Source organism: Lewinellaceae bacterium (assembly GCA_020636135.1).
Taxonomy (GTDB): domain Bacteria; phylum Bacteroidota; class Bacteroidia; order Chitinophagales; family Saprospiraceae; genus JAGQXC01.
Genome location: JACJYK010000001.1, coordinates 2,879,609 through 2,904,208 on the forward strand (window position 1 = coordinate 2,879,609; position 24,600 = coordinate 2,904,208).

Below are 24,600 nucleotides of genomic sequence, written 5' to 3' on the forward strand. Positions count from 1 at the left end.
ACACTTCTATGACGCAAAAAAAAAAAAAGATATTGTAAGTCTGTAATTATTTAACATAAATCAGTGGAATACCGTTAAGCCAACGCGAAAAGGGCTCGTTTAAGGCCTATATCGCTGAATTTCAGACAACAGTGTAGAAACAGAAGGATGGTTATTTATACCGATATACCCGCCAAGGGGATAAAGATCATTTCGAAAGACCACTTGTCCTTGATCTCAATGCAGTCACAAATGGATTGAATAGGGAGTAAGAGATCATTAGGCCTCAGGAGAGCCACACCTGCATCCCCACCTAAGGCAACTTTATTCATATCACCGGATCAGGGTAATCGTCCCCTGGTCCCGCACCTCACCATCAGGAGTCAAGCCATTCATCCGGAATACATATACCCCTACCGGTGCCATAGACTGCCCTACCCTGCCATCCCACGAAACGGAAGGGTCCCGGGTAGAAAACACGGGGGTGCCCCAACGATCCCAGATCTGCCATGAAAAAGTGGATAACGTACAGTTGGTTTGAATGGCCAATACATCATTGTGTCCATCCCCATTTGGGCTAAAAATATTGGGTACATAAACGCGGCAATCTTCACAATATCCGGCTACTACTTGCATACTATCCCGGAAGAGACATCCTTGATCCAGGTAATCCAACCAATAAACCCCAGGCCCGTCCAGAATATGGTAAGGATCTATACTGCCATCATCCCATTCCACGATCGATTACTAAACCCGGTAAGTACTGGGCACAAGTATCCTTAGTCCTGAGGCTACAGGGGAATGTGCAGTAACAGAATACTTTAATGGCTTCACCATCGGATTACTTTAAAATATAGTTGGGTCCCTAAGTTAAGCGATGAAGATTTGCATTAAATGCTTACACATTTCTGATGCAATGCATTAAGAATCTGCTGATTCACAGTCACTTGTAATCTCAATGCAATACGGTCACAAATGGATTGAAGATAGGACGTCAGAGATCATCTGGCCCCGGAGTGGCCGCACCTGAAGTCAGTACCCTAATAAGAAAAAGGCTGGACCACCTGGATGGCCCAGCCTCTGTTACCTTGATTTGTTTTTATTTTTTCAGCAATTCCAGCATGGCATCCGGCGTATAGGGCGCACCGGCATCAACCAGTTTCTGCTGCAACTGGGCAAAAGGCCCGCTGATCAAAGCCTTAAACTTCGTGTACCAGGGCCCGAATTGTTCCTTGGCAAGCATATAAGTATCCCGGTGGGTTTTTGTCGGCGCAGAAGTCGACGCTGAAGCTTCATAAAGCACACTGTATAAGCGATTGGTGAGCGACGGAGGGGTATCGATATCCAGCTGTGAGGCAATCCGGTCTCCGGAGATCTCGGTACGCAAGCTGCTCAGCTGCTGATCGATATCCAGCCAGGATTTCATCAGCATCTCCTGGTCCGCTTCGGTTGCTTTGATGGCTTCCTTCATCAGGCGCATCTTATTCTGAACCGATCCCATGGTTCGTTGCGCTCCCTGAACCACCCGGGCCAGATCCGTCACCTCATCCTGAAAAGCGACCAGGTCTTCACGGTTGGTGGCGGGCAGAGTGGTATTGTTCAATGCTTTGACTTCGAAAAAGACCGGGCCGGCAAGTGGGGTGATCATGCCATTTTCGCTCTTCGACAAGGATACCTGATAGCGACCGGGGTCCACCATCCGGCCCTGGTCGGGACCGGCAAATGGATTGTAAAAGCTCGGCCCGCCTAACGAAACGGGATCCTTGGGGGCATAACGCAGATCCCACTGGATACGCTGTACTCCGGTCCCCGGGCTGGTCGTCAGCTTACGGACCATGTTGCCATCCGCATCGCTGATTGTGAAGAGCAGGTAAGCGTCCGGTTGATCTTCTTCCGCTTTGAGTGCATCGTACGTCGGATACGGGTTATCCTTGCCATCTTTAGCGGCTTTCTTCTCTTCCCCTTGCCGTTTATCCTTGAGCGATTCGATTTTATCTTTCACATAATAGGTGATCAGCGCCACCGGACCAAGGTTATCACCCAGGTAATAATTATCTCCCTGGAATCCTTTTTTAGGTAATCCCAATGGCGTGGAAAGTTCGTATTGCAATGCGTCGCGCACGGGATACAGAGTAGCAGCTGCTGTCAGGTCCGCTTCCTTTGAATTGCGCAGGGCGCTGTAGTCATCCAGCACATAAAATCCTCTGCCAAAGCTGGCCAAAACCAGGTCGGTTTCCCGCTTTTGAATGGCGATGTCACGGATGGCAATGGTCGGCAGTCCAGCCTTGAGGGCTTTCCAGGACTGGCCTCCGTTATTGGAAAAATAAGCACCAAATTCAGTACCTACGAAAAGCAGATCCTTATCTACGAAGTCTTCTGCTATGGCATAGGAAGAACCGCGCTCCGGAAGATTGGAGGTGATGGACATCCATGTTTTGCCCAGATCAGTACTCTTGAACACATAGGGCTTGAAATCGCCTTCTTTATGGTGGTTATAACAGGCATACAACACCTGCTTGTCAAACTGCGAGCCCAGGACCATATTTACGTAGGTGTTTGCCGGAACACCAGCCGGCTGGCTGGCCTTCATCCAGGTTTTACCTCCATCGGTGGTGATCTGGATCAGGCCATCATCCGTGCCGATGAAAAGCAGGTCCGGATCCAGTGGCGATTCATCCATGGCGACGATGGTTCCGTAAGGCGAGGTGGATACATTCTTCGCTACGGCATCGATGCCCCAGACGCGGCCCATCACTTTCAGTTCATTGCGGTTGATCTGTGCAGTAAGGTCATCGCTGATGACATTCCAGCTGTTTCCACGATCGTCACTGCGGAATACCTTGTTGGCCGCAAAATAGATTCGCGTGGGTACGTGTTTGCTGATGACCAGCGGCGCATCCCAGTTCCAGCGATACGAGTTTTCATCCTTGCGTTCTTTCGGCTGAATACCAAGAGCCTCACCACTGCGGTGATCAAACCGTACCAGTCCTCCGTATTGGGATTGGGCATAGACGATGTCCGGGTTATTCGGATCAACCTGTGACTCAAATCCATCTCCGCCGTTGGTCATAAACCATTGTTCATTGGCTATTCCATTCCCGCTCACGGTCCGAGAAGGTCCTCCCATGGAAAAGTTGTCCTGTGTACCACCGTAGACATTGTAGAACGGCAAGGCATTATCCAGCGCGACTTTATAAAATTGGGTAACCGGCAAATTGGCTTTAAAGTCCCAGTTCTTACCGCGGTCCAGCGATTCATAAACGCCTCCATCACACCCGGACAACAGGTGATCGGTATCGTTGGGATCGATCCACAGGGCGTGGTTATCCACGTGTTTAAAATCTTCTCCAACATTTTTAAAATTACGGCCTCCATCGGTCGATATCTGCATCCAGGTATCCATCACATAGACGGTATTTTGGTCCTTAGGGTCGGCGATGATCTCCTGGTAGTAGTTACCGCTGGTGGAATATCCGCTGCGTTTTTCCCATGAGGCGCCGCGGTTGGTGGAAGCATAAACCCCGCCTTTGTCTTCCGCAGCTTCTACGATCGCATAGATAACCTCCGGATTGGCTGGTGAAATAGCCAGTCCAATGCGGCCTTTATCGACACCGGGAAGTCCTTTGTTAGCCTTATCCCAAGTCTTGCCACCATCGGTTGATTTGTACATTCCTGATCCGGGGCCGCCGCCAATGTAGGTGAATACCTTGCGCTCGCGTTGAAAGGCTGAGGCATACAGTACTTCAGGATTACGCGGATCCATCACCAGATCGTTGACACCGGTGTATTCATCGATGGTCAAAACGGCATTCCAGGTTTTGCCACCGTCTTCGGTTTTATACACACCCCGATCACCGCCACTTGACCATACCGGACCAATAGCTGCTACATAAACCACGTTTGAATTGGTTGGATCAACTACGATCTTACCGATGTGTTCGGAGTTCTTAAGGCCCATATTGGACCAGGAAGCACCTCCGTCCGTTGACTTATAGATACCGTCTCCATAGCCGACGCAACGCTGATTGTTGTTCTCACCGGTACCGACCCAAACCACATTCGGATTATTCGGATCCAGGGTTACACAACCAATGGTCCAACTTCCTTCCCCGTCAAAGACCGGATCGTAAGTAATCCCGGCATTGACTGTTTTCCAAACCCCGCCAGCAGCCGAAGCGACATAATAGATCTTGGGATGATCCGGGTTAACAGCAAAATCAGCAATACGCCCGGAGGTAATAGCCGGGCCTATACTACGGAATTTCAGCCCGCCAAATGAAGTCTTGTCCACCAGGGTGTCTTTCTTCATGACGGGAGCAGGTTCTGTGGGTTTCTTCTTTTGGCTCCATCCAGGATGTACCATCAAGCTGACCATCAGCACCAGACTAACGATTCGGAAAAGCTTATTCATGATCGGATTGTTTTTTCAAAGTTAATGAGTTCGCAAAGGAATAGCTACTGTTGCCCATGACATTCATCATTGAGAATGACCAATTGCGTACTGTCAACAGAATCAGGATGCATTCTTTGCAAATACCTTAAAGATCCCGGTGTATCAGAGACGATAATCCTGGATTTCAGATTGAACCAGGCCTGTTTTTAAGCCATAAACCTAGTTATACCAGACTATCGGTTATTTCACCACTATTTCGTCCACGAATAACCAGGCTGGAGTCTCCGACCCATTCACCGTTCCCGGATTTTCAGCGGTAATTTTAAAATAGCGCGCCTTTTGAGCAGTAAATGTAGACTTAAATTCTTTAATGGTCAATCCACCACCGGAACCCGCATCTGCGTTGGCAAATGTCTTCACCGGTGTAAAGTTGGCATTATCAAAAGATACGGAAATGGTAATGTTCGTTGGTAATACGATCTGATGATCCGGGTCCTGGAGAAAATGCGTTTCCACCGAGCTGAACACCGTGTCTTTGCCAAAATCCATAGTGGCTTCAACATTGTTACCCGAAAACCCCAGCCAGGAATATCTGTAATCTGTTAAGCCGGAAATTCCATCGACCAGATAGATGGGATCGCCTCCGGAAAAAAGCGGTGAGGGTGACTGCCCAAAAGAAATGGCCGACTTGCGGAAGAAGATGTGTTCCTGAACCGGCCGGTCCGCATAACGAAGCAAGTCGGTCTGATATGCCTGAGGAGTAGTTCCCGCCTCATTGAGATGCTTGATCCCTAGCCGGTCACATTCCACCACAAAATTATTGGCCAGATCCAGGAGACCTTCCACTTTGATCCATTTCTTATTCACATTTAGATAAAAGCCGCGCTTTTCCGTGCCATATGCTTTAGCCAGTTCCAGGCTGACGTAGACCAATGGAAGTCGGTCGCGCTGCAACCGGTCACGAAGTTGCGGATCATTGGAGATCAGCGGTTCAGCCTGGTTAAAAAAGTAGTTGTACTGATCCATGTATTCCGGACGCAAATAGGTATCCATACCTTCCACCGGGCTTCCCCGGGAAGTAAGAGGCCTGCCACTTGCTTCCAGCTGATTATGGAGTAACTCGACGTAGCGGTATACAAAAGGTCCGGCTGCACCGTAATAAAACGAACAAAACTCCTGAATCATACTGTCCACCTGCAGATCGGGATTCCAGAGCAACCGCGCCGTAACAAACTGTCGCAGTTCAGCCAATTCGCCCCCTGGCTCAGGGTCTCCCTGTGCAACAATTTGCTTCACACCCTGATCCCGGAAGTACTGAAAGTCCGACTGGATAGCACGCAGATTGGGAAATGGGCTGATATAATTACTGCTTTGTACCAGGTAATCCCGCACCATAATCTGATTGGTCAACTGAAGCCACGCCTGCAGGTCGTTGCGGAAACCAGCATTGACATCAGCCGTTGCGATTGGATGAGCATGGTCCAGATCGTCAGCAGGTAAGACGATCAGTACATTGCCTGCTGGCTTGGTTTTAGGGGCATGACGGTACATACCGCTCATTTCCGCTACAAGTTGCCGGCCCGTAAAATCAGGAGAAAGTTGATTCAGAAAGCGGATCAAGGTGCCGGCAGGGCTTCCCTCCTCCTCATTGATACGGCTGCAGGCTGCACAGGTACACATCCCATGTGCCGGATCTGGGCTAACTGACCAATAAATTGCTCCGGGATTCGCCTGAATCCGCAATGCGAGCAAATCCCTCACTTGCTTCTCAACATCGGAATTACTCAAACAAAGTCCCCCATTGTTGATACGCTTTCCATTGACTTCCGCATACCATTCCGGATGTTGTGCAAAATAAGAAGTGGCAGGCAGGAGCTTTTCCAGGGTAGCTCCGTGCATCCCCCATAGTTCATTAACCTTGCTGTTGTCCAGTTTATACCAGTCACTGAAGAACGTACTTTCAGCCCCTGCATAATCCAGCTGCCGGTAAATAAAAGGTGGGTTATAGATCTTGTCCATACCCGGAAACGTCAATTCAGTGCCATTTTTGAAAATGGTTGTATTAGCTACATATCGCCGGGCGCCCAGCATTTCGATCAAATCCTGATACCCGTATCTTAATCCGACCTCCGAACCGCCACGTAATAATATCCGCTGGCCCTCGGTACGCAATTCATAGCCCTGGGCGGTCAATTGATCCGATTTGCTCTTCCAGCGGTTGGTGTTCCCGATGCTGATCTCGCGTGCTTTCGGAGCATCCCCATCCGTAAATACCGGAATTTGCACGTTGGCCATTTTGCCAATGATAGACTTCAGATCTTCAGCAGTGGACTGCTCTACTGAGGTCGGATCCTGGGGAATAATGATGACATATTCCGATTTCCCGTTGGCTACCAAAGTGACAGACTTAGCTGCCGATTGAACGGATTCACCGGAACAGGAGTACAGGAATAAGGAACTCAGGAGTAGTAAAATAGCAAATGCGGTATAACTTACCGCAAACCGGAGTCTCATATGCATTTTTTATGAAGTGCAAATATGGGGAATTCTCAGATATGCTGCCTGATAATGCCGGAATGAAACGGCAGAATGGAGATTATTTCAGATCGCGTACAAAATAGCGAACCTGGGTGAGCCATTTAGAAGTGTCTGGTTCACTTCCAGGATCGGACAGGTATGCTTCCACGACGGGCGGTATAAACTCCAGATGGTGATCCTTCATATAAACCTCCATAGCCGCGTGCGCAGATCCGATAGCATCGTAGGCTCCATAATAGTCAATGGAAAGCATCCGGCTCGCCGGCAAATTGAACGAGGTAAGCCCTTCCACCTGACCTGAAACCGGTACCACTCCGGCAATATCCGTGCGCCGATTAGTCTCATCCCATACATACGTAAAGCTGCAAGGCATACCCACGGCTCTGGATCCGGCTTTCTCCATAACTAATCCAAACGTTTGTGTAAAAAAAGCAGTCAGATCGCTGATCGGGATCTCTTTGCGAATGCCTGCATATAATTGTCCCGGAAAGTCCGATTCCAAAATCTGGTATCCGGAATGACCCACGGATTTGTTGGCTTCGACCAGCGTCTTAAGTTTTTGCATACCTTTTTCAAAATCAGGGCCAATCATCGCATCCATATTCATAAAATTCATGAATATGCGGCTGATAAAACCATTTTCACCATGCATAGCCCAGGTCACTTTGGTCCCTCCGGACGTGTCCTGAACCGTCGTGGTGACATCCGCTTCCGAAGCCATCGGCTCTATAAATTTCAGGCGGGTCCCAACCAGTTCACCGGGCACGATCTCCATGATGGTCTGGGAACCCTTGCCCACCTTATCGTTTCCCTGCCAACTGTATTCAACACCCACCTGACCATCGGTACCTTTGAGTGAAGTGGTCATATTGGGATCCAGGTCCACCCACGGATTCCACCGGTTTATTTTATCAAAATTATCAATCCAGCCAAATACCTCCTGACGACCGGCGTCAATCACGATTGAGCGGGAGACCAGGTAGGTTTTAGGTCCGATCAATCCCAATACCACGGCTGCAACTAAAACCGCAATCAGGATGTACATTAGCCAGCGAAGTACCTTCATGGTAAAAGATTTGGGTCTGTATTAAAGTTACGATTTCGCCGCAACAGATGGCTCACTATTTTATAAATAAAAAGCGGAGGAAATCCATTGGTTAAGACTTCCTCCGCTCGTCCGATTGGCCTTACTATTTTAAGGCTGAGTTACCGGATGTAATGTTGAATCTATGAACGCTGCAAGGTCTTTTTTGAACATCTTCAAAGACTCATCATGCGTATACATCATATGTCCTGCTTCATAATATTTCATTTCTATATTCTTCTTGATCTCAGGAGTAAGGCCAAGGTGATTTATGGTATACTCCACATTATAAAAAGGAGTAGCCAAGTCGTAATAGCCATTCATGATCATGACTTTCAGGTTTGGATTATGCGACATAGCCTCTGCCATGTCCACTCCGGTATTGGTGCTACCGGAAGGAAAGCCACGTCCGGAACGGTGTTCCCAATTCCAGTTGAATCCTTTCCGTGCATAGGCTGACACGTGATAATAATTGGATTTATCAACACCCAACTGATTGTAAAAATAATCCATGAAAGCAGCGGTATATCCCGGAGAAATGGAAGCACTTTGCGGATCATACTGGGTATACTGACTCAGCAAGTCCTGGTTAATTCCCGTAAAGCGGCTATCCAGCCGGCCTACAGTCACACCTTGTTCCCGCATCAGCTGCTGTGAGAACTCCGGTTGCTTGACCCGCAGATCGGCACGGGTTAGATAATCTTCGCTCAGGCCGGTAAAATAAGCCAGTTTGGAGAGTATTTCCTTACGCTCAGCACCCTGTAGCTGGTCTCCCTTCATCAGTGCTGTTGCATAGGCTCCCCCGGCAAAGTCACGGGCGTCCTGCAGGAACTTGGTTAGCTCCGGCTTTCCGGGCACTTTATCGTGGTACCAGGCAGTTGCTGCATAGGTCGGAAGATTGGTAATGTATGAGATGTCGTCACCGGCAGCAAAAGCCAGCATCCGGATATCGAATACGGCAGAGACCATGATGACGCCATTCAAGGACATCCCCAGACGCTCCTGGAGATAGTTCATTACACCGGCATTCCGCATGGTGCCATAGCTTTCTCCCAATAAATATTTAGGTGCATTCCAACGATTGTGCTCATTCACAAACTGCTTGATGAATAAACTCACTGTGCGGATGTCCTCATCAACACCCCAGAAGTCAGTATTTTTTGCTTTTCCGATCGCATGACTAAGACCGGTTCCTACCGGGTCGATCATCACGATATCCGCCATATCGATTGGAGAATAGGGATTTTCTTCCAGGTTGTAAGGCGCCGCAGGTGTATAGCCAACATCATTCACTGCAACGCGTTTGGGGCCGATAACCCCCATATGCAACCACATCGATGAAGACCCTGGTCCTCCATTATAGGCAAACAGGATGGGCCTCTTTGAATAGTCTGTGACATCATCTTTAAAATAGGCTGTATATCCAAAGAGCGCGATAGGTTCATTTTCTTCGTCACGGAGCTGCAGGGTACCTGCCTCAACCGTATAATTCAGCACTTTGCCATCCATATGTACGGACCCTTTGGAGGTAGCAACCTCACCCTTGGGGGCCGGTCCTTCCGGTTTATCGGGTTTAGCCTGATCCTGGCTGAAAGCGGGAGCAATAGCAACGAGAGCAAACCAAAAGCTTGCTAGGAAAATTCGCTTCATGATACTAGTTTATGTTAACATTTTAATATACCCGGCATCTGATATCCTTTTTTCCAGCATCTGGTCACCGGATACAATTGCTAGGTACCAAAATTACAATCAATATTCAAATCGTTTAAAAGCTTCGATGGCTTCATATTCCGCGAGGCCCAATCGGTCATAAGCGGCAGCAGTGCCTCGGTTGCGCTCTTCAGCTCGTTGCCAGAACTCACGGGCATCGTTGCCAGGAAACAAGGGTCTGTCCTTCTGCGATTGGTGCTTAAAGATGGCGCGACGCTTCCTGAGCAGTTCCTCGGGGCTGATTGGCACGGCCATATCTATGTCTTCGATATCCCATTCCTGCCAGGCCCCCCGGTAAAGCCACAACCAACAGTCTTTCGTCCAGGGCCGGTCCTTCAATCGCTTCAGCGCTTCAAAGATGGCCTGCAGGCACACACGGTGCGTACCATGTGGATCAGAAAGGTCACCGGCGGCATAGACCTGATGTGGTTTGATGGATTCCAAAAGATCCATCGTCAACTGAATGTCTTCCTCACCAATCGGTTTCTTTTTCACTTTGCCGGTTTCGTAAAACGGCAGGTTTTGAAAGTGCATGTTTTCTTCCGGAATACCGACATAACGGCAGCCGGCTTTCGCTTCACCTTTGCGGATCAGTCCTTTGAGTGTTCTTATTTCCGCTGAATCGATCTCACCCGGCACCTTGGTACGGATCTGAGTGCGTATCTGGTTCAGCAATTCCTGCGTCTTATCCGGACTCAAACCAAATGCTTCATGGTAATCATTGACGAAATCTGCAAACCGCACCACATCGTCATCAAATACCGCAATATTACCGGAGGTCTGGTACGCTACATGGACTTCATGTCCCTGATCATGGAGCCGGATGAAAGTTCCTCCCATGGAAATAACATCATCATCCGGATGAGGGCTGAAAATGATCACACGTTTATGGGCAGGCACAGCCCGTTCAGGACGGTGGGTGTCGTCGGCATGAGGCTTTCCACCCGGCCACCCGGTGATGGTACGTTGCAGCTGATTAAAGACCTTAATATTGATGTTATAAGCCGATTCGTACTCCGTAATGATATCGCCCATACCGTTATCGGCATAGTCGCGGTTGGTCAGCTTAAGGATCGGTTTATCCAGATGCAGGGATAGCCAGATCACGGCTTTTTTGATCAGGTCTTCACTCCAGGAACATTCACCTACCAGCCAGGGAGTCCTGATGCGTGTTAATTTGGCACTGGCGCCGTCATCCACATAGACGGTAGCATTGGGATGTTTTTGGAGATAGGTCGCAGGAATCGAATCCGTTACGGGGCCCTCCACCGCTTTATGAATAATATTGGCTTTACCTTCTCCCCACGCCATCAGGATGATCCTTTTGGCATCCATGATCGTGCCCACACCCATGGTGATTGCCTTGCGTGGTACATTTTCCTCCCCAAAGAAATCACTGGCTGCATCGATGATGGTCATAAAATCCAGGGAAATCAGTCGGGTGCGGGACTCCTGCCCGGATCCCGGTTCGTTAAAACCGATATGCCCGGTGCGTCCGATGCCAAGAATCTGCAAATCCAACCCCCCGAATGATTGAATTTTCTCTTCGTAGGAAGTACAAAACTCACTGATCAGGTCGCGATTCAGGGTGCCATCCGGAATGTGGATGTGCTTCGGATCGATGTCTACATGATCAAATAAGTACTCGTGCATAAAGCGGACATAGCTTTGCAGAGCATCCGGAGCAATCGGATAATATTCATCCAGGTTGAAGGTCACGACGTTTTTAAAACTCAGTCCCTCTTCCAGATGCATGCGCACCAATTCATTGTAGAGGGTTTTAGGAGTAGATCCCGTAGCGAGACCCAGCACACAGTACTTTCCTTCTTTGGCTTTAGTGCGAATAAGTCCGGCAATATCCTGAGCAATCGCCTTCGAGGCAGCTTCAGAATGTTCAAAAATTTGGGTAGGTACCTTTTCAAATCGTTGATTACGAGGAGGTAATGCCATTGGAATGAGATTTTTCAGTTATTACAGTCAATTATTGCCACAAATATACATGGTGTGCGCACACAGCATATTTATTGCACTCATTTTTCGACTTGTAAGCTAGTCTAAGTCCTGTTTCATACAGTTGAACTAAAGGTAAAACTTCTCCGGCTCCAAGAAAAAGCTTTTTCTTTAAATGGGATTAACGTTAACGGTATGATCCTTTCACCACGTCATGCTGATCATTTCCATACTTTTGGATACCATGCAATCATTCCAATCAAAGCTCTTCACGGATCAGCTTTTTCATCTGAAACAATCCCTGAGGATCTTTTGACGATTCATAGAGCACCCCGGACAATGCATTGCTTGCTTACTTTAAACATGAACGCATCATCCAGATAGCCACAATCAATAAATTTCTTCCTTTTCACCATTTCTCCCATTCATTAACCAGGCATTGGGTATGCACCAAATGAAATAATCTGTTGCTGAATCTTTCAGTAACCGCGCATAAGATTATCACGACTCCCGGGTATTCTTATCATGGTCCCTATTGAGGTTCATCCTCGCATCAGGAATGTTTAATGGTGATCCAGGTGCTCAAATACAATTCAATCCCACCTACAATAATCCGCTATCCGAAGAAAGCAACTACTTGTTTCATAACCTGGGCTTAACATTAGTTTCGCACTTCGGTACAACAATATTGCATGATATAAGCTCATCGCAATATTTTGTTGCAGAACTTTAATCTATTAATGTGAAATATTTCCCTAGGAACATCATTGCATTTTACCGGCAAATAATACTGCCACAGGTGGTAATGCGTGGTGATTTGAACATATCCATATCCCGGATTTGGCACATATATTATCAAATTCGTAACAAGACCACTCCGGTTTTTATGATATTCCCTAGGTGACCTGCCTCCCCTTAGTCCGTAATGAGAGAAACAAGATTGCTTTTTTTGAAAATGGAATTTGAGTACGATTCAAACACATCAGCAACACTTTTAAAAATCATTCCGGGAATACATATACTTTTTTGAAACCTCGTAATAAGATTTTTGAGCTCCGGTTCCTGGGGAGTCGGGAAAAAGTATCAATGATCCTGGGCATCCATTCGATAAGCTCTAATCGTTTTTATAAAGCAATGATAAAAGCAAATACCGCCAACCATTACCTCCCTTCAGGACCTATCCGGCATTTTCAGATAGTACCATTGCATGTTTATCGACTGCAATTCATTTACAAAAATATATCCAGCCGAAGCCCAGAATATAAAACGTAGTATGATTAAAGTCACTTTGGAAGTACTGAAGAGGTGAATTCAGAGTGATTTTTTCCGCATATAGCAAAAATGTATTAATTCTTTCATCAGTTAACGCAACAAAATATCCTTCCATTCGGTTAGAAAGCCGAACTTTTTATACTTTTGCAGTGATTTTAATACGCGCACTATCCTTAAAGAAACCAAAAATATTAAGTTCGATCCATCGGTATGAACCTTGAGATTGAACTATTTGTAAAACACACCATTCTTATTGTCATAAAAAAAGGGTAAAATGAGTCTAAAATCTGAAGAAATCCAATCGTTATTAGATCACTATCAGAGTGAATCCAATAAACTGAAATTCCAGGCAGATCAAATTAAAACTGCCGTCCAGGATTTAAAGGAACAATTAAAGGCAGCGAAAGCTTCCGAAAAGACGCCTGCTGCCAAAGCACCTGCTACTCGCGGTAAAAAAACATCTACCACTGCTAAAACCACAGGTCGTCGTGGTCGTCCTGCCAAAGCAGCTCCCGTTGCTGAAGCTCCTGCTGCTGAAGCAGCTGTTACCGTAACCGAAGCTCCTAAAAAAGCAGGTCGTGGTCGTCCTAAAAAAGCTGCCGCTGCCGCTCCTAAAAAAGCTGCCGGTCGTCGTGGTCGTCCTGCAAAAGCAGCACCCGTTGCTGAAGCTCCTGCTGCCGAAGCAGCTGTTACCGTAACCGAAGCTCCTAAAAAAGCAGGTCGCGGACGTCCTAAAAAAGCCGCCGCTGCCGCGCCTAAAAAAGCTGCCGGTCGTCGTGGACGTCCTGCAAAAGCAGCACCCGTTGCTGAAGCCCCCGCTGCCGAAGCAGCTGTTACCGTAACCGAAGCTCCTAAAAAAGCAGGTCGTGGTCGTCCTAAAAAAGCCGCCACTGCCGCTCAAAAAGCAGCTACCGGCCGCCGTGGACGCCCTAAAAAAACCGAAGCTCCTGCTGAGACCAGTGCACCAGCAGATGCACCGGCTAAAGCACGTCGCGGACGTCCTAAAAAAGCCTAAAGTTTTAATAGGATAAAAAACAAAAAAGTCACTTCGATTCCGGAGTGACTTTTTTTGTTAAATCCGGGCCCTTAGACGGATAACAGCCCATAAATGCCCGTAAACGGGCTGCCCCGAGATGCGCTGATCCATTTAATCCGGAATCATTGTTTTGGCCAATCAAAATGGTTTCGTTATCTTTTGGTAGCAATTACCCAAAATATGACCCGGGCTACTCTTTATTTGTTTTTGTTGATATCCCCTCTTACCATCCTGGCGCAGGACGTCGAACAATCAATAAAAAAAATCAGGGAGCGATGGACTGACAAGCCGGTTCAAATTCACGGTCTATTTCAATTGGAAGGCAAGCTAAACCAAATTAAAGGTATCGAACGCCGCATCGACCCATTTTCGCTACAAATCCGGGCCAGTGCTATTTTGGATCTACTTGGAATACAGGCCCCCTTCCAGTTCACCTATTCCGATGGTAATACGCTCTACCGGCTGCCTTCATATATAATTACCGGAATAAGTCCATATTACCGTGGTTTCACACTGCATGCGGGTGACCGGTCTATGTATTTTTCAGATTATTCATTAGCCGGACATGGATTTCGTGGTATTGGCATGGAATATCACAAACCGCAAGGTGGCTGGTTTGCTTCATCTTTTTATGGCAGGCTAAGACGGGCATTTTCGGGAGATCTGGAAAGCCGGCAGTCTCTTGAACCTTCCTTCCGGAGAATGGGGTACGGTTTCAAAACGGGGTACCAAAATAATGGAAATGAAATTGCCGTGTCCTTGCTGCATATTAAAGACCGGGAAAGTGATCTGGTTAGCTCCGAGCACCCGGAAATCAGTCCGGCAGAAAATGTAGTACTGGATATCCAGCTAAAAAAACAATTTGGTCCGAAATGGAAAATGGAAGGTGAAATAGCCCGGTCCCTGCTCAACCGAGATACCAGATCATCCGAACTTATTTCCGGCTGGTGGGATCAGGCTTTCGGTTTATTTACTCCGAATTTGACGATGGAAAAACATCTCGCCTGGAAGGGCTCTTTTTCGTATCAGATACATCCACGTCATCAAATTGATTTTTACATAGATCATGTTGATCCGGGATACCGGTCGCTCGGCGCTCTGTTTTTTCAAAATGATTTTGAACGGATCGGAATTCGAACTCACCATGCGTTAGCCCGGCAAAAATTACAAGTGCATACCGACCTGGGCTCGGAACGAAATAATTTGCGTGGCTTTGAAGGAAACCAGCTTCGGCGATGGCGTGGATCTTTACAATTGCAGTGGTTGATGAATACGCAGTGGCAATGGGTGGGGAATTATTCCAATATTCGTCAAACCAATAAACTGTTTGCCTTTAATAATCCTTCCTTACCGGTTGATTCCATTTTTCTTGCCATCACCAACCAACAATCCCAGGTGCAAACCATTTACCAATCTCCGGATCATAAACACACCCTGAGCGCATTCATTCAATACCAGGACCTTCAACAAATCAACCAGGAAAAAATAACGGATCAAACCAGTTCTAACTGGCTGGCTTCTGTGCAATATGGAAGAAGCTGTCTGAGTAACCAGGCCATGTTATCCATTAATCTCACCTGGAACAATAACAGGATCAATGAGGAATTGCTGAGTTCCTGGTCACCCGGCTTGGTATGGAATCATCGCAAAAAGAACTGGAACTACACCCTCGCGTGGATCCCATCGATTTTACCTGCCAGTGGTGAGTGGAATTATATCTGGACATCAAGAGCGCAATGCAAATATCAATTATCGAAAAAACAATTTCTTCAGTTTACTTACCGCTATATTAACCGTACTGGTAAATCACCTGCTGGCTACCCGGTTTTCTCTGACCAAACAGCCCAGGTTCAATACCAGTATCAATTTTGACAAGGTGCAGGATTCTACTTTATGGGTGAGAAGTCCTCTGCAATTGAGTTATCACTTTTTCAAATTCGGGCAACGCTCTCATCCCTATCAATCCGGATTGTGTTGTTGGTTACTGAACTATCCTGCCCTGACACTGCTCCAAGGAAACCGTCCATGGGATTTCAGCTGTTAGCCAGTCAGTGGTTTAGTGAGGAATTGGTACATTTGCGGTCTATTTAAAATTGGCGTAATGAGATTCAGCTTTCGTATGGTAATAGTGGGTATTTTGATCGTCGTGATCGCAGGAAGTCAAAGCCTCTACAGTCAATCACAAGCCATCTTTACCCACAAAATTGATCAGGAACTGGTGCTGGACGGCAAACTGGATGAGCCTTTCTGGCAAGAGGTTGACGTCGCCGGAAATTTTTGGCAATACTTTCCGGCAGACACCATTCGATCGATTAATAATACAGAAGTTCGCCTCGCCTACGACGATGAAAATATTTACCTGGGAGCAATTATGTACCATCCCGCCGGGGCTGCCCAAAAATATGTGACGCCATCGTTGCGCCGGGATTACCGTGGTGAAGCAAATGATGGAATAACCATGGTTATTGACCCTTTTGAGGATCAAACCAATGCTTATCAATTTGGTGTTAATCCATTTGGTGTCCAACGTGAGGGATTGATCTCAGAAGGTGGATCCACACAAAACTCTTTGTCGTTATCATGGGATAACAAATGGTATTCTGAATCGTATATCGGGGATGGTTATTGGAGTGCTGAAATGATCATACCGTTTAAAGTCATCCGTTTTCCCGGAGGCATTAAAAGCTGGAATGTAAATTTTTACCGCATCGACAGTGAGACGGGGGAACGAAGCTCCTGGGCCCATATCCCAAAACAAATGCGTATCATCTCGCTGGCTTTTTCCGGCGAATTAATATGGGAAATCCCCCCTGTTCCCCAGAATGGTAACATCTCCTTAATACCTTATGTCCTTTTGGGAACAACTCGTGACTTTGAAACAGAAGACGCTTACCAAAAGGATTTTAATATCGGAGGTGATGCGAAAATCGGATTAGGCCCTTCACTGAATCTTGATCTAACCATTAATCCGGATTTTTCGCAGGTGGAGGTTGATCAGCAGGTAACCAATCTGGACCGGTTTGAAATATTTTTTCCGGAAAGGCGACAATTTTTTCTTGAAAACGGGGACTTGTTCGCCAATTTCGGAACCAATCGTATCCGTCCATTTTTCTCAAGACGTATTGGAATTGCTCTCGATGAGGCCAATGATGAAAATGTTCCCAACCCAATTTATGGCGGCGCTCGCTTAAGCGGGAAATTAAATGAAAACCTGCGCCTCGGACTTTTGTCAATGCAGGCGGCTCACGATGTAGGAATACAATTACCCTCTACCAATTACAGTGTGCTTGCTTTACAACAAAAAATATTCGCCCGGTCCAATATTGGGCTGATCGCGATTAACAAATCGCCTTTCAAAGATCAGGCACTTCCGGACCCGACGGACAGTTTGTTTCACGCCAACCGGCTGGTCGGTATGGATTACAACCTGGCAACCAAAGATGATCGCTGGAATGGAAAATTATTTTTTCACCGTTCTTTTGATCACGGTGTCAATGACCATGCAGCAGCAGTAGGCGCCAGCATCACCTACAACCAATTGTGGTGGGAAGTGGAAGCCGCCCTTTCACAGGTAGGAGCTAATTTCAACCCGGAGGTAGGTTATGTGCGCAGAACCGATTATACCCAGTCCACCTTCACAGCGTACCGTAATTTTTATCCGCAAAAAGGAATTATCAATCAGCACTCCGTGGGTATCGATTACGACTTATTGGGCAATGCAGCAAATGGACTTACAGATTATGACGTAAATATATTATACCGCATCAGTTTTCAAAATACTTCCCGGTTTATGCTTCGATTGCGGCATCAATATGTTTACCTGACTGATTCTTTCGACCCGACCAATACCGAAGGCGCTGAATTACCTGCCGGCACAGCTTATCCAAATAACCTGATCATTGCTTCCTATATGTCGGATATGCGAAACCGGTTTTCTTTTGAATTCATGACCCGTAGTGGTGAATTCTGGAATGGTACACGGTTAAACCTGGATGGTAATATTGCGTATCGCTTTCAACCCAAAGGCTCTGTGGGTATAGATTTCAGTGTGAACCAGATCAGACTCCCGAATCCCTACAACGATGCAAATTTCTTCCTAATCGGCCCGAAGTTTGATTTCACTTTTACCCGCAATTTATTCTGGACCACATTTATTCAATACAACAATCAAATCGATAACCTGAACGTCAACTCCCGGTTTCAATGGCGCTTTAAACCGGTTTCCGATCTGTTTTTAGTCTACACCGATAATTATTATCCATCCAGTTTTTCGGTTAAAAGCAGAGCGCTGGTATTTAAACTGACGTATTGGTTGAATGTGTAGTTTATTTGGTTTTATGGTTTTGTGGTTTCGTGGTGTTTCACAGGGCATCTTGTCATTCTGAACAGAATTACGAAGTAATTCGTCGTGAAGAATCCCTTATTATCTGATTCGAAAGCATAAATACCTTTTCTCTATACCGTACTTATGAATTCCAACCGGTGGGTTTCCATCCCTTCATTGATAGCCTGATAAAATACCAGCATGCCTACTCGTCGAACTTTAATATCTTGGAGATAACTAATCTCAAAAATTCAAAATCCATGTGGCTTGATAACAAAACCGGTCGATTGGTTTCCCTGGACTTCATGCGTGGACTAATCATGGTTTTACTCATGCTGGAAAGCACTTACCTCTACAGTCATTTGAATGACCTTTTTCCAACCGGGTTTTTACACAGCCTTTTTATCCAGTTTGAACACCATGCCTGGCATGGCCTCCGGTTTTGGGACCTGATCCAACCCGGATTCATGTACATCGCCGGTGTAGCCATGGCATTTTCATTGCATCGTCAAATCGAACAAGGCAAATCCTGGGGAGAACGATTTACGAAAACCCTAAAACGGAGCGGTTGGCTTTTCTTCTGGGGTGTGCTGGACTATGCAGTGAGAGGTGATCATTTATCCTTTGAGTTGTGGGATGTGCTGACACAACTCTCCTTTACCACCCTGGTAACTTTCCTCGTCTTTGAATGGAAGTACCGGAATCAAATACTGGCCTGTCTGGGCTTGTTATTGTTGACTGAATCGCTTTACCGCTATACCAATATTCCAGGATTTGATCAGCCGTTCACCGATCAGCACAATTTCGGAAACTACATAGACCTCCTTCTCATGAACAAGATCAATTCCGGAGGATGGGTAGCGATCAACGCCATTCCAACTTCCGTCCATACCATTGCCGGAGCCATGGTAGGCAAATGGATGATCGGAGCTAAGAGTGACCAGGACCGGATTCGCTGGATCATTTATGCAGGAGTGGCTTGTCTGACCATAGGCTATATACAGGACCTGACGGATATAACCCCGATCATCAAACGAATCGCTACGACTTCATTCACGCTGGTAACTGCCGGCTACTGTTTACTTGCAACCGCCTTATTTTACTGGTGGATCGACATGAAGGAACACCATAAAGGATTGTGGTTTTTCATCATTGTGGGGATGAACTCCATTTTCATTTACTTATTCTTCGAGATTGTAGGACATCGCTGGTTCAATGAATACATGTACACCATTACGGATAACCTGCTTTACTTCCTCCCGCATGGGTTAATGAAGATCATTGGTGCATTGGTCATTTTCGGCCTTGAATGGGGTATGCTGTGGTTTTTCTACCGCAAGAAAATCTTTTTTAAAGTCTGACCATACCTTGCTTCGTAGTCTGACGACTACTGTGGTAATGCGTATTACGCTACCAGCTCTTCTTTCTTGCGACGTGCTTTTTGAGCCTGGCTGGATTTCTTTTCCTGGCGATAAAATTCCCTGAATGAAATCATCCGTTCTGTGCTCTCGTCCCACAATTTATGGCTCATCAATTTCAGACTTTCCCAGAAGGTGATTTCGGTGGTATATTGATTGATCCACGGTGTGGCCTGTACGCAAGCAGCCAGATGGTAGTTTGGTATAGCCGGATTAAGGTGGTGCACGTGGTGGATCGCAATATTGCCCGTGAACCAGTTCATCAGGCGAGGCAATTTGTAATAACTACTCCCTTTGATAGCTGCCGAAAGGAAATCCCAGTTTACTTTCCAGTGTTTATAGCCATGTTCATGCTGGTGCTGTACATAGAAGAACCATACGGCTATGATGGCAAAGAAACCAAGGGTAATACCATGAACGGCAATGATCTTTTGCCAGTCCAATAACCAGCACAACAAGGCGATGATACCTATCAATACGCCATTATAAATGTAAAGGCTCCATTTGATCTTTTTGAATTCCGGGAAATTGATCAGTGGAAGCCGGTTGTGGATCATGACATAATAGATAGGTCCCAGAACAAAGAGCACGACCGGGGTGCGGTAGATCCGGTACAGAAACCGCTGCCAGCGATTCTTCTGCTTGAATTCATCTACGGTCAGGGTGTGGATATCCCCGATGTCTCTTACCTCAAGCATACCATTGTGCTGGTGATGAAAGTGATGTGACTTAGCCCAGTAATGATAAGGTATCGAACTGAACAACGAACAGCTGTATCCTATGACATTACGCCAGAAACCGGATCGTACAAAAGTGCGGTGACCGCAATCGTGCTGAATAATAAAGATCCGCACCAGGAAGAATGCATTCAGTAAGCCCAATCCGACAACTGCCCACTTACTGATGTCCCATAAAAGATACATCAAAATCCAGATGCCGATAAACGGCAGAAATGAATTCAGGATCTGGATAACCGCTTTTGTATGATTGGGTTTTTGATATGGGCGCCATTTTTTCAATACCTCCGATACCTTGTTGCGAACTTCTTTGCTCTGCAGCGTCATGCCATTAATTTTAGTCTTTGCGAAGATAATTATTGAACTCCTAAAACCAATAATTACCCGGATCAATACGCCAATGATGTGGGTCAATCTATGTTAAAACTCCATTAGCGCCGTTTCAAGTATAAGGAACAATTAATCCCCGAATGAAATTCCCAACTTCCGGGCTGTATTGATCAGATAATGGTCCAGGCGCACGTGATTGTATTCCTTAATGGCCTCTTCCAGTGGTACATAGGTGATTTCATTGTTGTGATAAGACACCATATTGCCAAAGAGGCCTGCCTCAATCAGTTCGAAAGCTTTCACGCCCATGGCGCTGGCAAGAATGCGGTCAAAAGCAATTGGAGTGCCTCCGCGTTGCACATGCCCGAGGATCGTTGTACGTACCTGTTGCTGAATTCCGGCATGCTCTAGTTGTGCTCGCAAAAAATTCCCGATTCCACCCAGTTTCACATGGACATCTCCTCTTTCGATGGCATGCTGACCAATAACCTCGCCACCCAATGGTTTGGCACCTTCAGCAACCACGATATTGACAAAGCCTCGTCCTTTCTCGTAGCGTTTGTTGATCTTTTCGACGATGCGTTCCAGATTATAGGGGATCTCCGGTATCAGACAAATTTCAGCCCCGCCGGAAATAGCGGTATGCAGGGCAATCCAGCCGGCATCACGGCCCATGACCTCCATAATAATGACGCGGTGATGGCTTTCTGCCGTCGTCACCAGTTTGTCCAGGCTATCCGAAGCTATCTGGACAGCCGTCGAGAAGCCAAAAGTCAGATCGGTAGCACTAAGATCGTTATCGATTGTTTTAGGTACCCCGATGACCGGCATTCCGGCTTTAAATAACCCATTGGAAATACGTTGACTGCCATCACCACCGATGTTCACCACAGCGGAAAACCCCAGGTCCTTTATTCTCTGGACCAGTTCATGCGAGCGATCGATTACCACCCATTCTCCCTGCTCATTCTGTATCGGAAACTGCAGTGGGTTTCCTTTATTGGTCGTTTTTAAGATGGTGCCACCTTTGACATGAATACCAGCCACCCGCTTGCTGGTCAGCTTGATGATCTCGTTGGGCTCGTTAAATACCCCGTTAAAAGCTTCTATGCTACCCCAAACTTCCCATTTACCAGATTGCTTGGCCGCTTTGCTCACGGCACGTATAACTGCATTTAATCCAGGACAATCTCCTCCTCCGGTGAGTACCAGGATCTTCTGCTTTTCAGATTTCTTTGCCATGCTATTCAATTACGTATTTCGAGTTCCAATTTTATTTGTGAGCTCTCTTCCTTAGGTAGAATCAGGGATCCGGTCATGTTTTAACGGTGCAAAGATAATGGCCTAAAATGCAGGAGCAATAAGTAAAATAGGTATTTTTAGTCGCAAGGGATGTAAAAGCATCTTCCGGCAGTAAACAATGACTTCATGAAGATCCATATCTTGGAAACACCCCCGCTACTGGGTGAGGCTGCCGGCTCACGAGCTGCCTCACTGATCGAGGCCGCCATCCGGTCACGTAACGAAGCAAATATAATTCTGGCTACCGGCAGCAGTCAATTTGCAACGCTCCGACAATTGATCGGCTCATCCCTGGACTGGAGCCGGGTACGCATGTTTCACCTCGATGAATACATTGGCTTGCCTGAGTCCCATCCTGCCAGCTTTCGAAAATACCTGCGTGAACGATTTATCAACCTGGTTCCGCCGCTGATGGACTATTACCTTATTAACGGGGAGGCTGCGGATCCGGTCTCTGAATGTGAGCGACTGGATACACTTATTGACAAGTACCCGATCGACGTGGCATTGATCGGTATCGGAGAGAATGGACACCTGGCATTTAATGATCCTCCGGCAGACTTTACTACGGAAGATGCCTTTCATGTAGTCCAGCTGGATCAGGCCTGCCGCCAACAGCAGGTAGGTGAGGGATGGTTCTCCAGTTGGGAGTCAGTTCCCGCGACAGCCATTTCCATGAGCATTCCTCAAATCATGGCGAGCAAGGCATTGATCGTATCCGTTCCCGATTCCCGCAAAGCCCATGCCGTAAAATGTACAGTACATGGTCTGGTGGACCCTGACTGTCCTGCTTCCATTCTTCAAAACCACCCCGATTGTGAACTATTTCTGGACCTAAATGCCGCTGTATTACTGTGAATACCATAGATCTGCTTGTTGTAATTATTTATGTGGTTGGTATTACGGCCTATGGCATCTGGATCTCCAGGCATACCAAAACAAGTGATGGCTTTTTCCTGGGTGGAAGAAAACTAAAATGGTGGACCATGATGGGTCAGGCATTTGGTACCGGTACGCATGCTGAAATGCCTGTGGCACAAACCGGGGCCAGTTTCAGCCTGGGGTTTTCAACCATCTGGTATCAGTGGAAAAACATGCTGATAACTCCTTTTTACTGGCTTATGGCCCCGTGGTACCGGCGAAGTGAACGGACCACCATTGCAGAAATGGTGACTGACCGGTATGGCCGTCAGATGGGTATGCTCTACACGATTTTTGCCCTGGCATTTCTCATCTTTGTCATGGGTGTCATGCTTCAGGGAGCTGCCAAGGTCATATTTGTGGCCAGTGGAGAGACCTGGTCTCCTAATCATATTGTGATTGCCATGACCGTTGCCTTTATGGTCTACAGCTATTTCGGTGGGCTGGTGGCTGCGGCAAATACCGAATTTATCCAATCTTTTCTGATCATCGTTTTATCCTTCCTATTGATTCCTTTTGGCATTCATGCAGTTGGTGGAATGACTGAGATGCGACATACCCTTGATCCTGGGTTTTTCACACTCTACAGCGATGCCAGTGGTCTGGATGTCTTCACGATCAGCATGCTGGCAGTCAACGGGGTGGTCGGCATCACCGCACAGCCCCATATGATGACCATGTTTGCCTCCGGAAATACCGAGCGAGCCGGGCGTGTGGGACAGACTTTCGGCAACCTCGTGAAAAGGCTGGTAACCATCGGGTGGGCATTGACTGGTTTGATCGTAGCTGTTCTGGTCATTCAGCGGGGTACCACCCTGCCAGACTCCGAACACGCCTTCGGTTATGCCATCCGTGAATTATTAAGCCCCGGCATCACCGGATTAATGATAGCGGCCATTCTTGCCGCCAATATGTCATCCTGCTCCAATTTTATGGTTAATCTGGGCTCCCTCTTTACCAGGGACATTTATCAGCCCTATCTCAGGCCAGAAGCATCGGACCGTGAAATATTGCGTGTGGGAAGATTATCCAGCCTGGTGCTCACATTGCTGGGTGTCTTCTTCGCACTGATCATCAAAAATGTACTTTCGGCCTTTCTTTTTGTAGAGACCATGGCGGCGTTTGTGGGCATTTCCATATTCGGAGGAATGCTATGGAGACGGGCCAACCGGTACGGAGCTATGGCTGCCATTTTACTGGCATTTGTGGTTTATTATGGACTGAACTATTCTGAGACGGGAACCCTGCAACTCATCTACAAGTGGCAACCACTACCCTTCTGTTGGGCGATGTCCCTGGGATTTTTAACACTCATCATTGTCAGCTTGCTGACTCCGCCGGAAGATGCCACGCGGATTGCCCCGTTCTTCGACCGGATGCAACACCTCTCTCGCGCTGACCGGCCCAGCGATTTGCCTGTTTCTGCTGGCAGCCAGGGTATGGAGATGATCCTGCTGGATATACCAAGTTGGTTCAAACCCGGGCGGTGGTCACATTTCTGGTCACGGTATCGGGAGGATGCCATGGGATTTCTCCTGGCCTGGCTATTTGTCGGTGGATTGATTGGTTTAGCGTGGATCATGCTGGCGTTCTGGGTTAATTAATG

The 24,600-nt window shown here is 47.0% G+C and carries 14 protein-coding genes; 6 read left to right on the forward strand and 8 right to left on the reverse strand.

Annotated elements, in window-relative coordinates:
- Window positions 1-312: 312 nt before the first annotated feature.
- The 6 genes from H6570_11055 to nagB form a co-directional block, all read right to left on the reverse strand.
- Window positions 313-717 (reverse strand): gliding motility-associated C-terminal domain-containing protein, encoded by a 405-nt coding sequence (locus H6570_11055; protein ID MCB9319813.1) that lies wholly within the window; start codon window positions 715-717, stop codon window positions 313-315.
- Between the two features lie 361 nt (window positions 718-1,078).
- Window positions 1,079-4,390 carry a glycosyl hydrolase gene (locus H6570_11060; GenBank protein ID MCB9319814.1) on the reverse strand — a complete coding sequence of 1,104 codons (3,312 nt, stop codon included), beginning with the start codon at window positions 4,388-4,390 and terminating at the stop codon, window positions 1,079-1,081.
- 222 nt (window positions 4,391-4,612) lie between these two features.
- On the reverse strand, window positions 4,613-6,886 hold the full coding sequence (locus tag H6570_11065; GenBank protein ID MCB9319815.1) for a DUF4838 domain-containing protein: 2,274 nt from the start codon (window positions 6,884-6,886) through the stop codon (window positions 4,613-4,615).
- 82 nt (window positions 6,887-6,968) lie between these two features.
- Window positions 6,969-7,976, reverse strand: coding sequence for an SRPBCC family protein (locus H6570_11070; GenBank protein ID MCB9319816.1), 1,008 nt, complete (start codon window positions 7,974-7,976; stop codon window positions 6,969-6,971).
- Between the two features lie 129 nt (window positions 7,977-8,105).
- Entirely contained in the window at window positions 8,106-9,644 is a 1,539-nt protein-coding gene (locus H6570_11075; GenBank protein ID MCB9319817.1) for a carboxypeptidase, read from the reverse strand.
- 99 nt (window positions 9,645-9,743) lie between these two features.
- Window positions 9,744-11,654: a glucosamine-6-phosphate deaminase gene (gene nagB, locus H6570_11080; protein MCB9319818.1), complete on the reverse strand. Its 1,911-nt coding sequence runs from the start codon at window positions 11,652-11,654 to the stop codon at window positions 9,744-9,746.
- A gap of 1,546 nt (window positions 11,655-13,200) precedes the next feature.
- On the opposite strand from nagB, the gene H6570_11085 reads away from it, so the two are divergent.
- From H6570_11085 to H6570_11100, 4 genes are all read left to right on the forward strand, one after another.
- Window positions 13,201-13,941 carry a hypothetical protein gene (locus H6570_11085; protein ID MCB9319819.1) on the forward strand — a complete coding sequence of 247 codons (741 nt, stop codon included), beginning with the start codon at window positions 13,201-13,203 and terminating at the stop codon, window positions 13,939-13,941.
- A 201-nt stretch (window positions 13,942-14,142) separates the two neighbouring features.
- Window positions 14,143-15,834, forward strand: coding sequence for a hypothetical protein (locus H6570_11090; GenBank protein MCB9319820.1), 1,692 nt, complete (start codon window positions 14,143-14,145; stop codon window positions 15,832-15,834).
- A 229-nt stretch (window positions 15,835-16,063) separates the two neighbouring features.
- Entirely contained in the window at window positions 16,064-18,286 is a 2,223-nt protein-coding gene (locus H6570_11095; GenBank protein MCB9319821.1) for a carbohydrate binding family 9 domain-containing protein, read from the forward strand.
- 260 nt (window positions 18,287-18,546) lie between these two features.
- Window positions 18,547-19,647, forward strand: a complete 1,101-nt coding sequence (locus H6570_11100) for a DUF5009 domain-containing protein (GenBank protein MCB9319822.1) — start codon at window positions 18,547-18,549, stop codon at window positions 19,645-19,647.
- Between the two features lie 44 nt (window positions 19,648-19,691).
- Here H6570_11100 and H6570_11105 read toward each other — a convergent pair whose 3' ends face one another.
- Together H6570_11105 and H6570_11110 are read right to left on the reverse strand one after the other, a co-directional pair.
- The gene (locus H6570_11105; GenBank protein MCB9319823.1) at window positions 19,692-20,768 is read right to left on the reverse strand and encodes a fatty acid desaturase; all 1,077 of its coding nucleotides are present in this window, start codon (window positions 20,766-20,768) and stop codon (window positions 19,692-19,694) included.
- A 132-nt stretch (window positions 20,769-20,900) separates the two neighbouring features.
- The gene (locus H6570_11110; protein ID MCB9319824.1) at window positions 20,901-22,013 is read right to left on the reverse strand and encodes an ATP-dependent 6-phosphofructokinase; all 1,113 of its coding nucleotides are present in this window, start codon (window positions 22,011-22,013) and stop codon (window positions 20,901-20,903) included.
- A 186-nt stretch (window positions 22,014-22,199) separates the two neighbouring features.
- Between H6570_11110 and H6570_11115 the strand changes: the two genes are divergently transcribed.
- Window positions 22,200-22,931, forward strand: a complete 732-nt coding sequence (locus H6570_11115) for a glucosamine-6-phosphate deaminase (GenBank protein MCB9319825.1) — start codon at window positions 22,200-22,202, stop codon at window positions 22,929-22,931.
- Window positions 22,928-24,598, forward strand: a complete 1,671-nt coding sequence (locus H6570_11120) for a sodium:solute symporter family protein (protein MCB9319826.1) — start codon at window positions 22,928-22,930, stop codon at window positions 24,596-24,598. The genes H6570_11115 and H6570_11120 overlap by 4 nt, the downstream gene beginning before the upstream one ends.
- The last annotated feature ends 2 nt before the right edge of the window (window positions 24,599-24,600 follow it).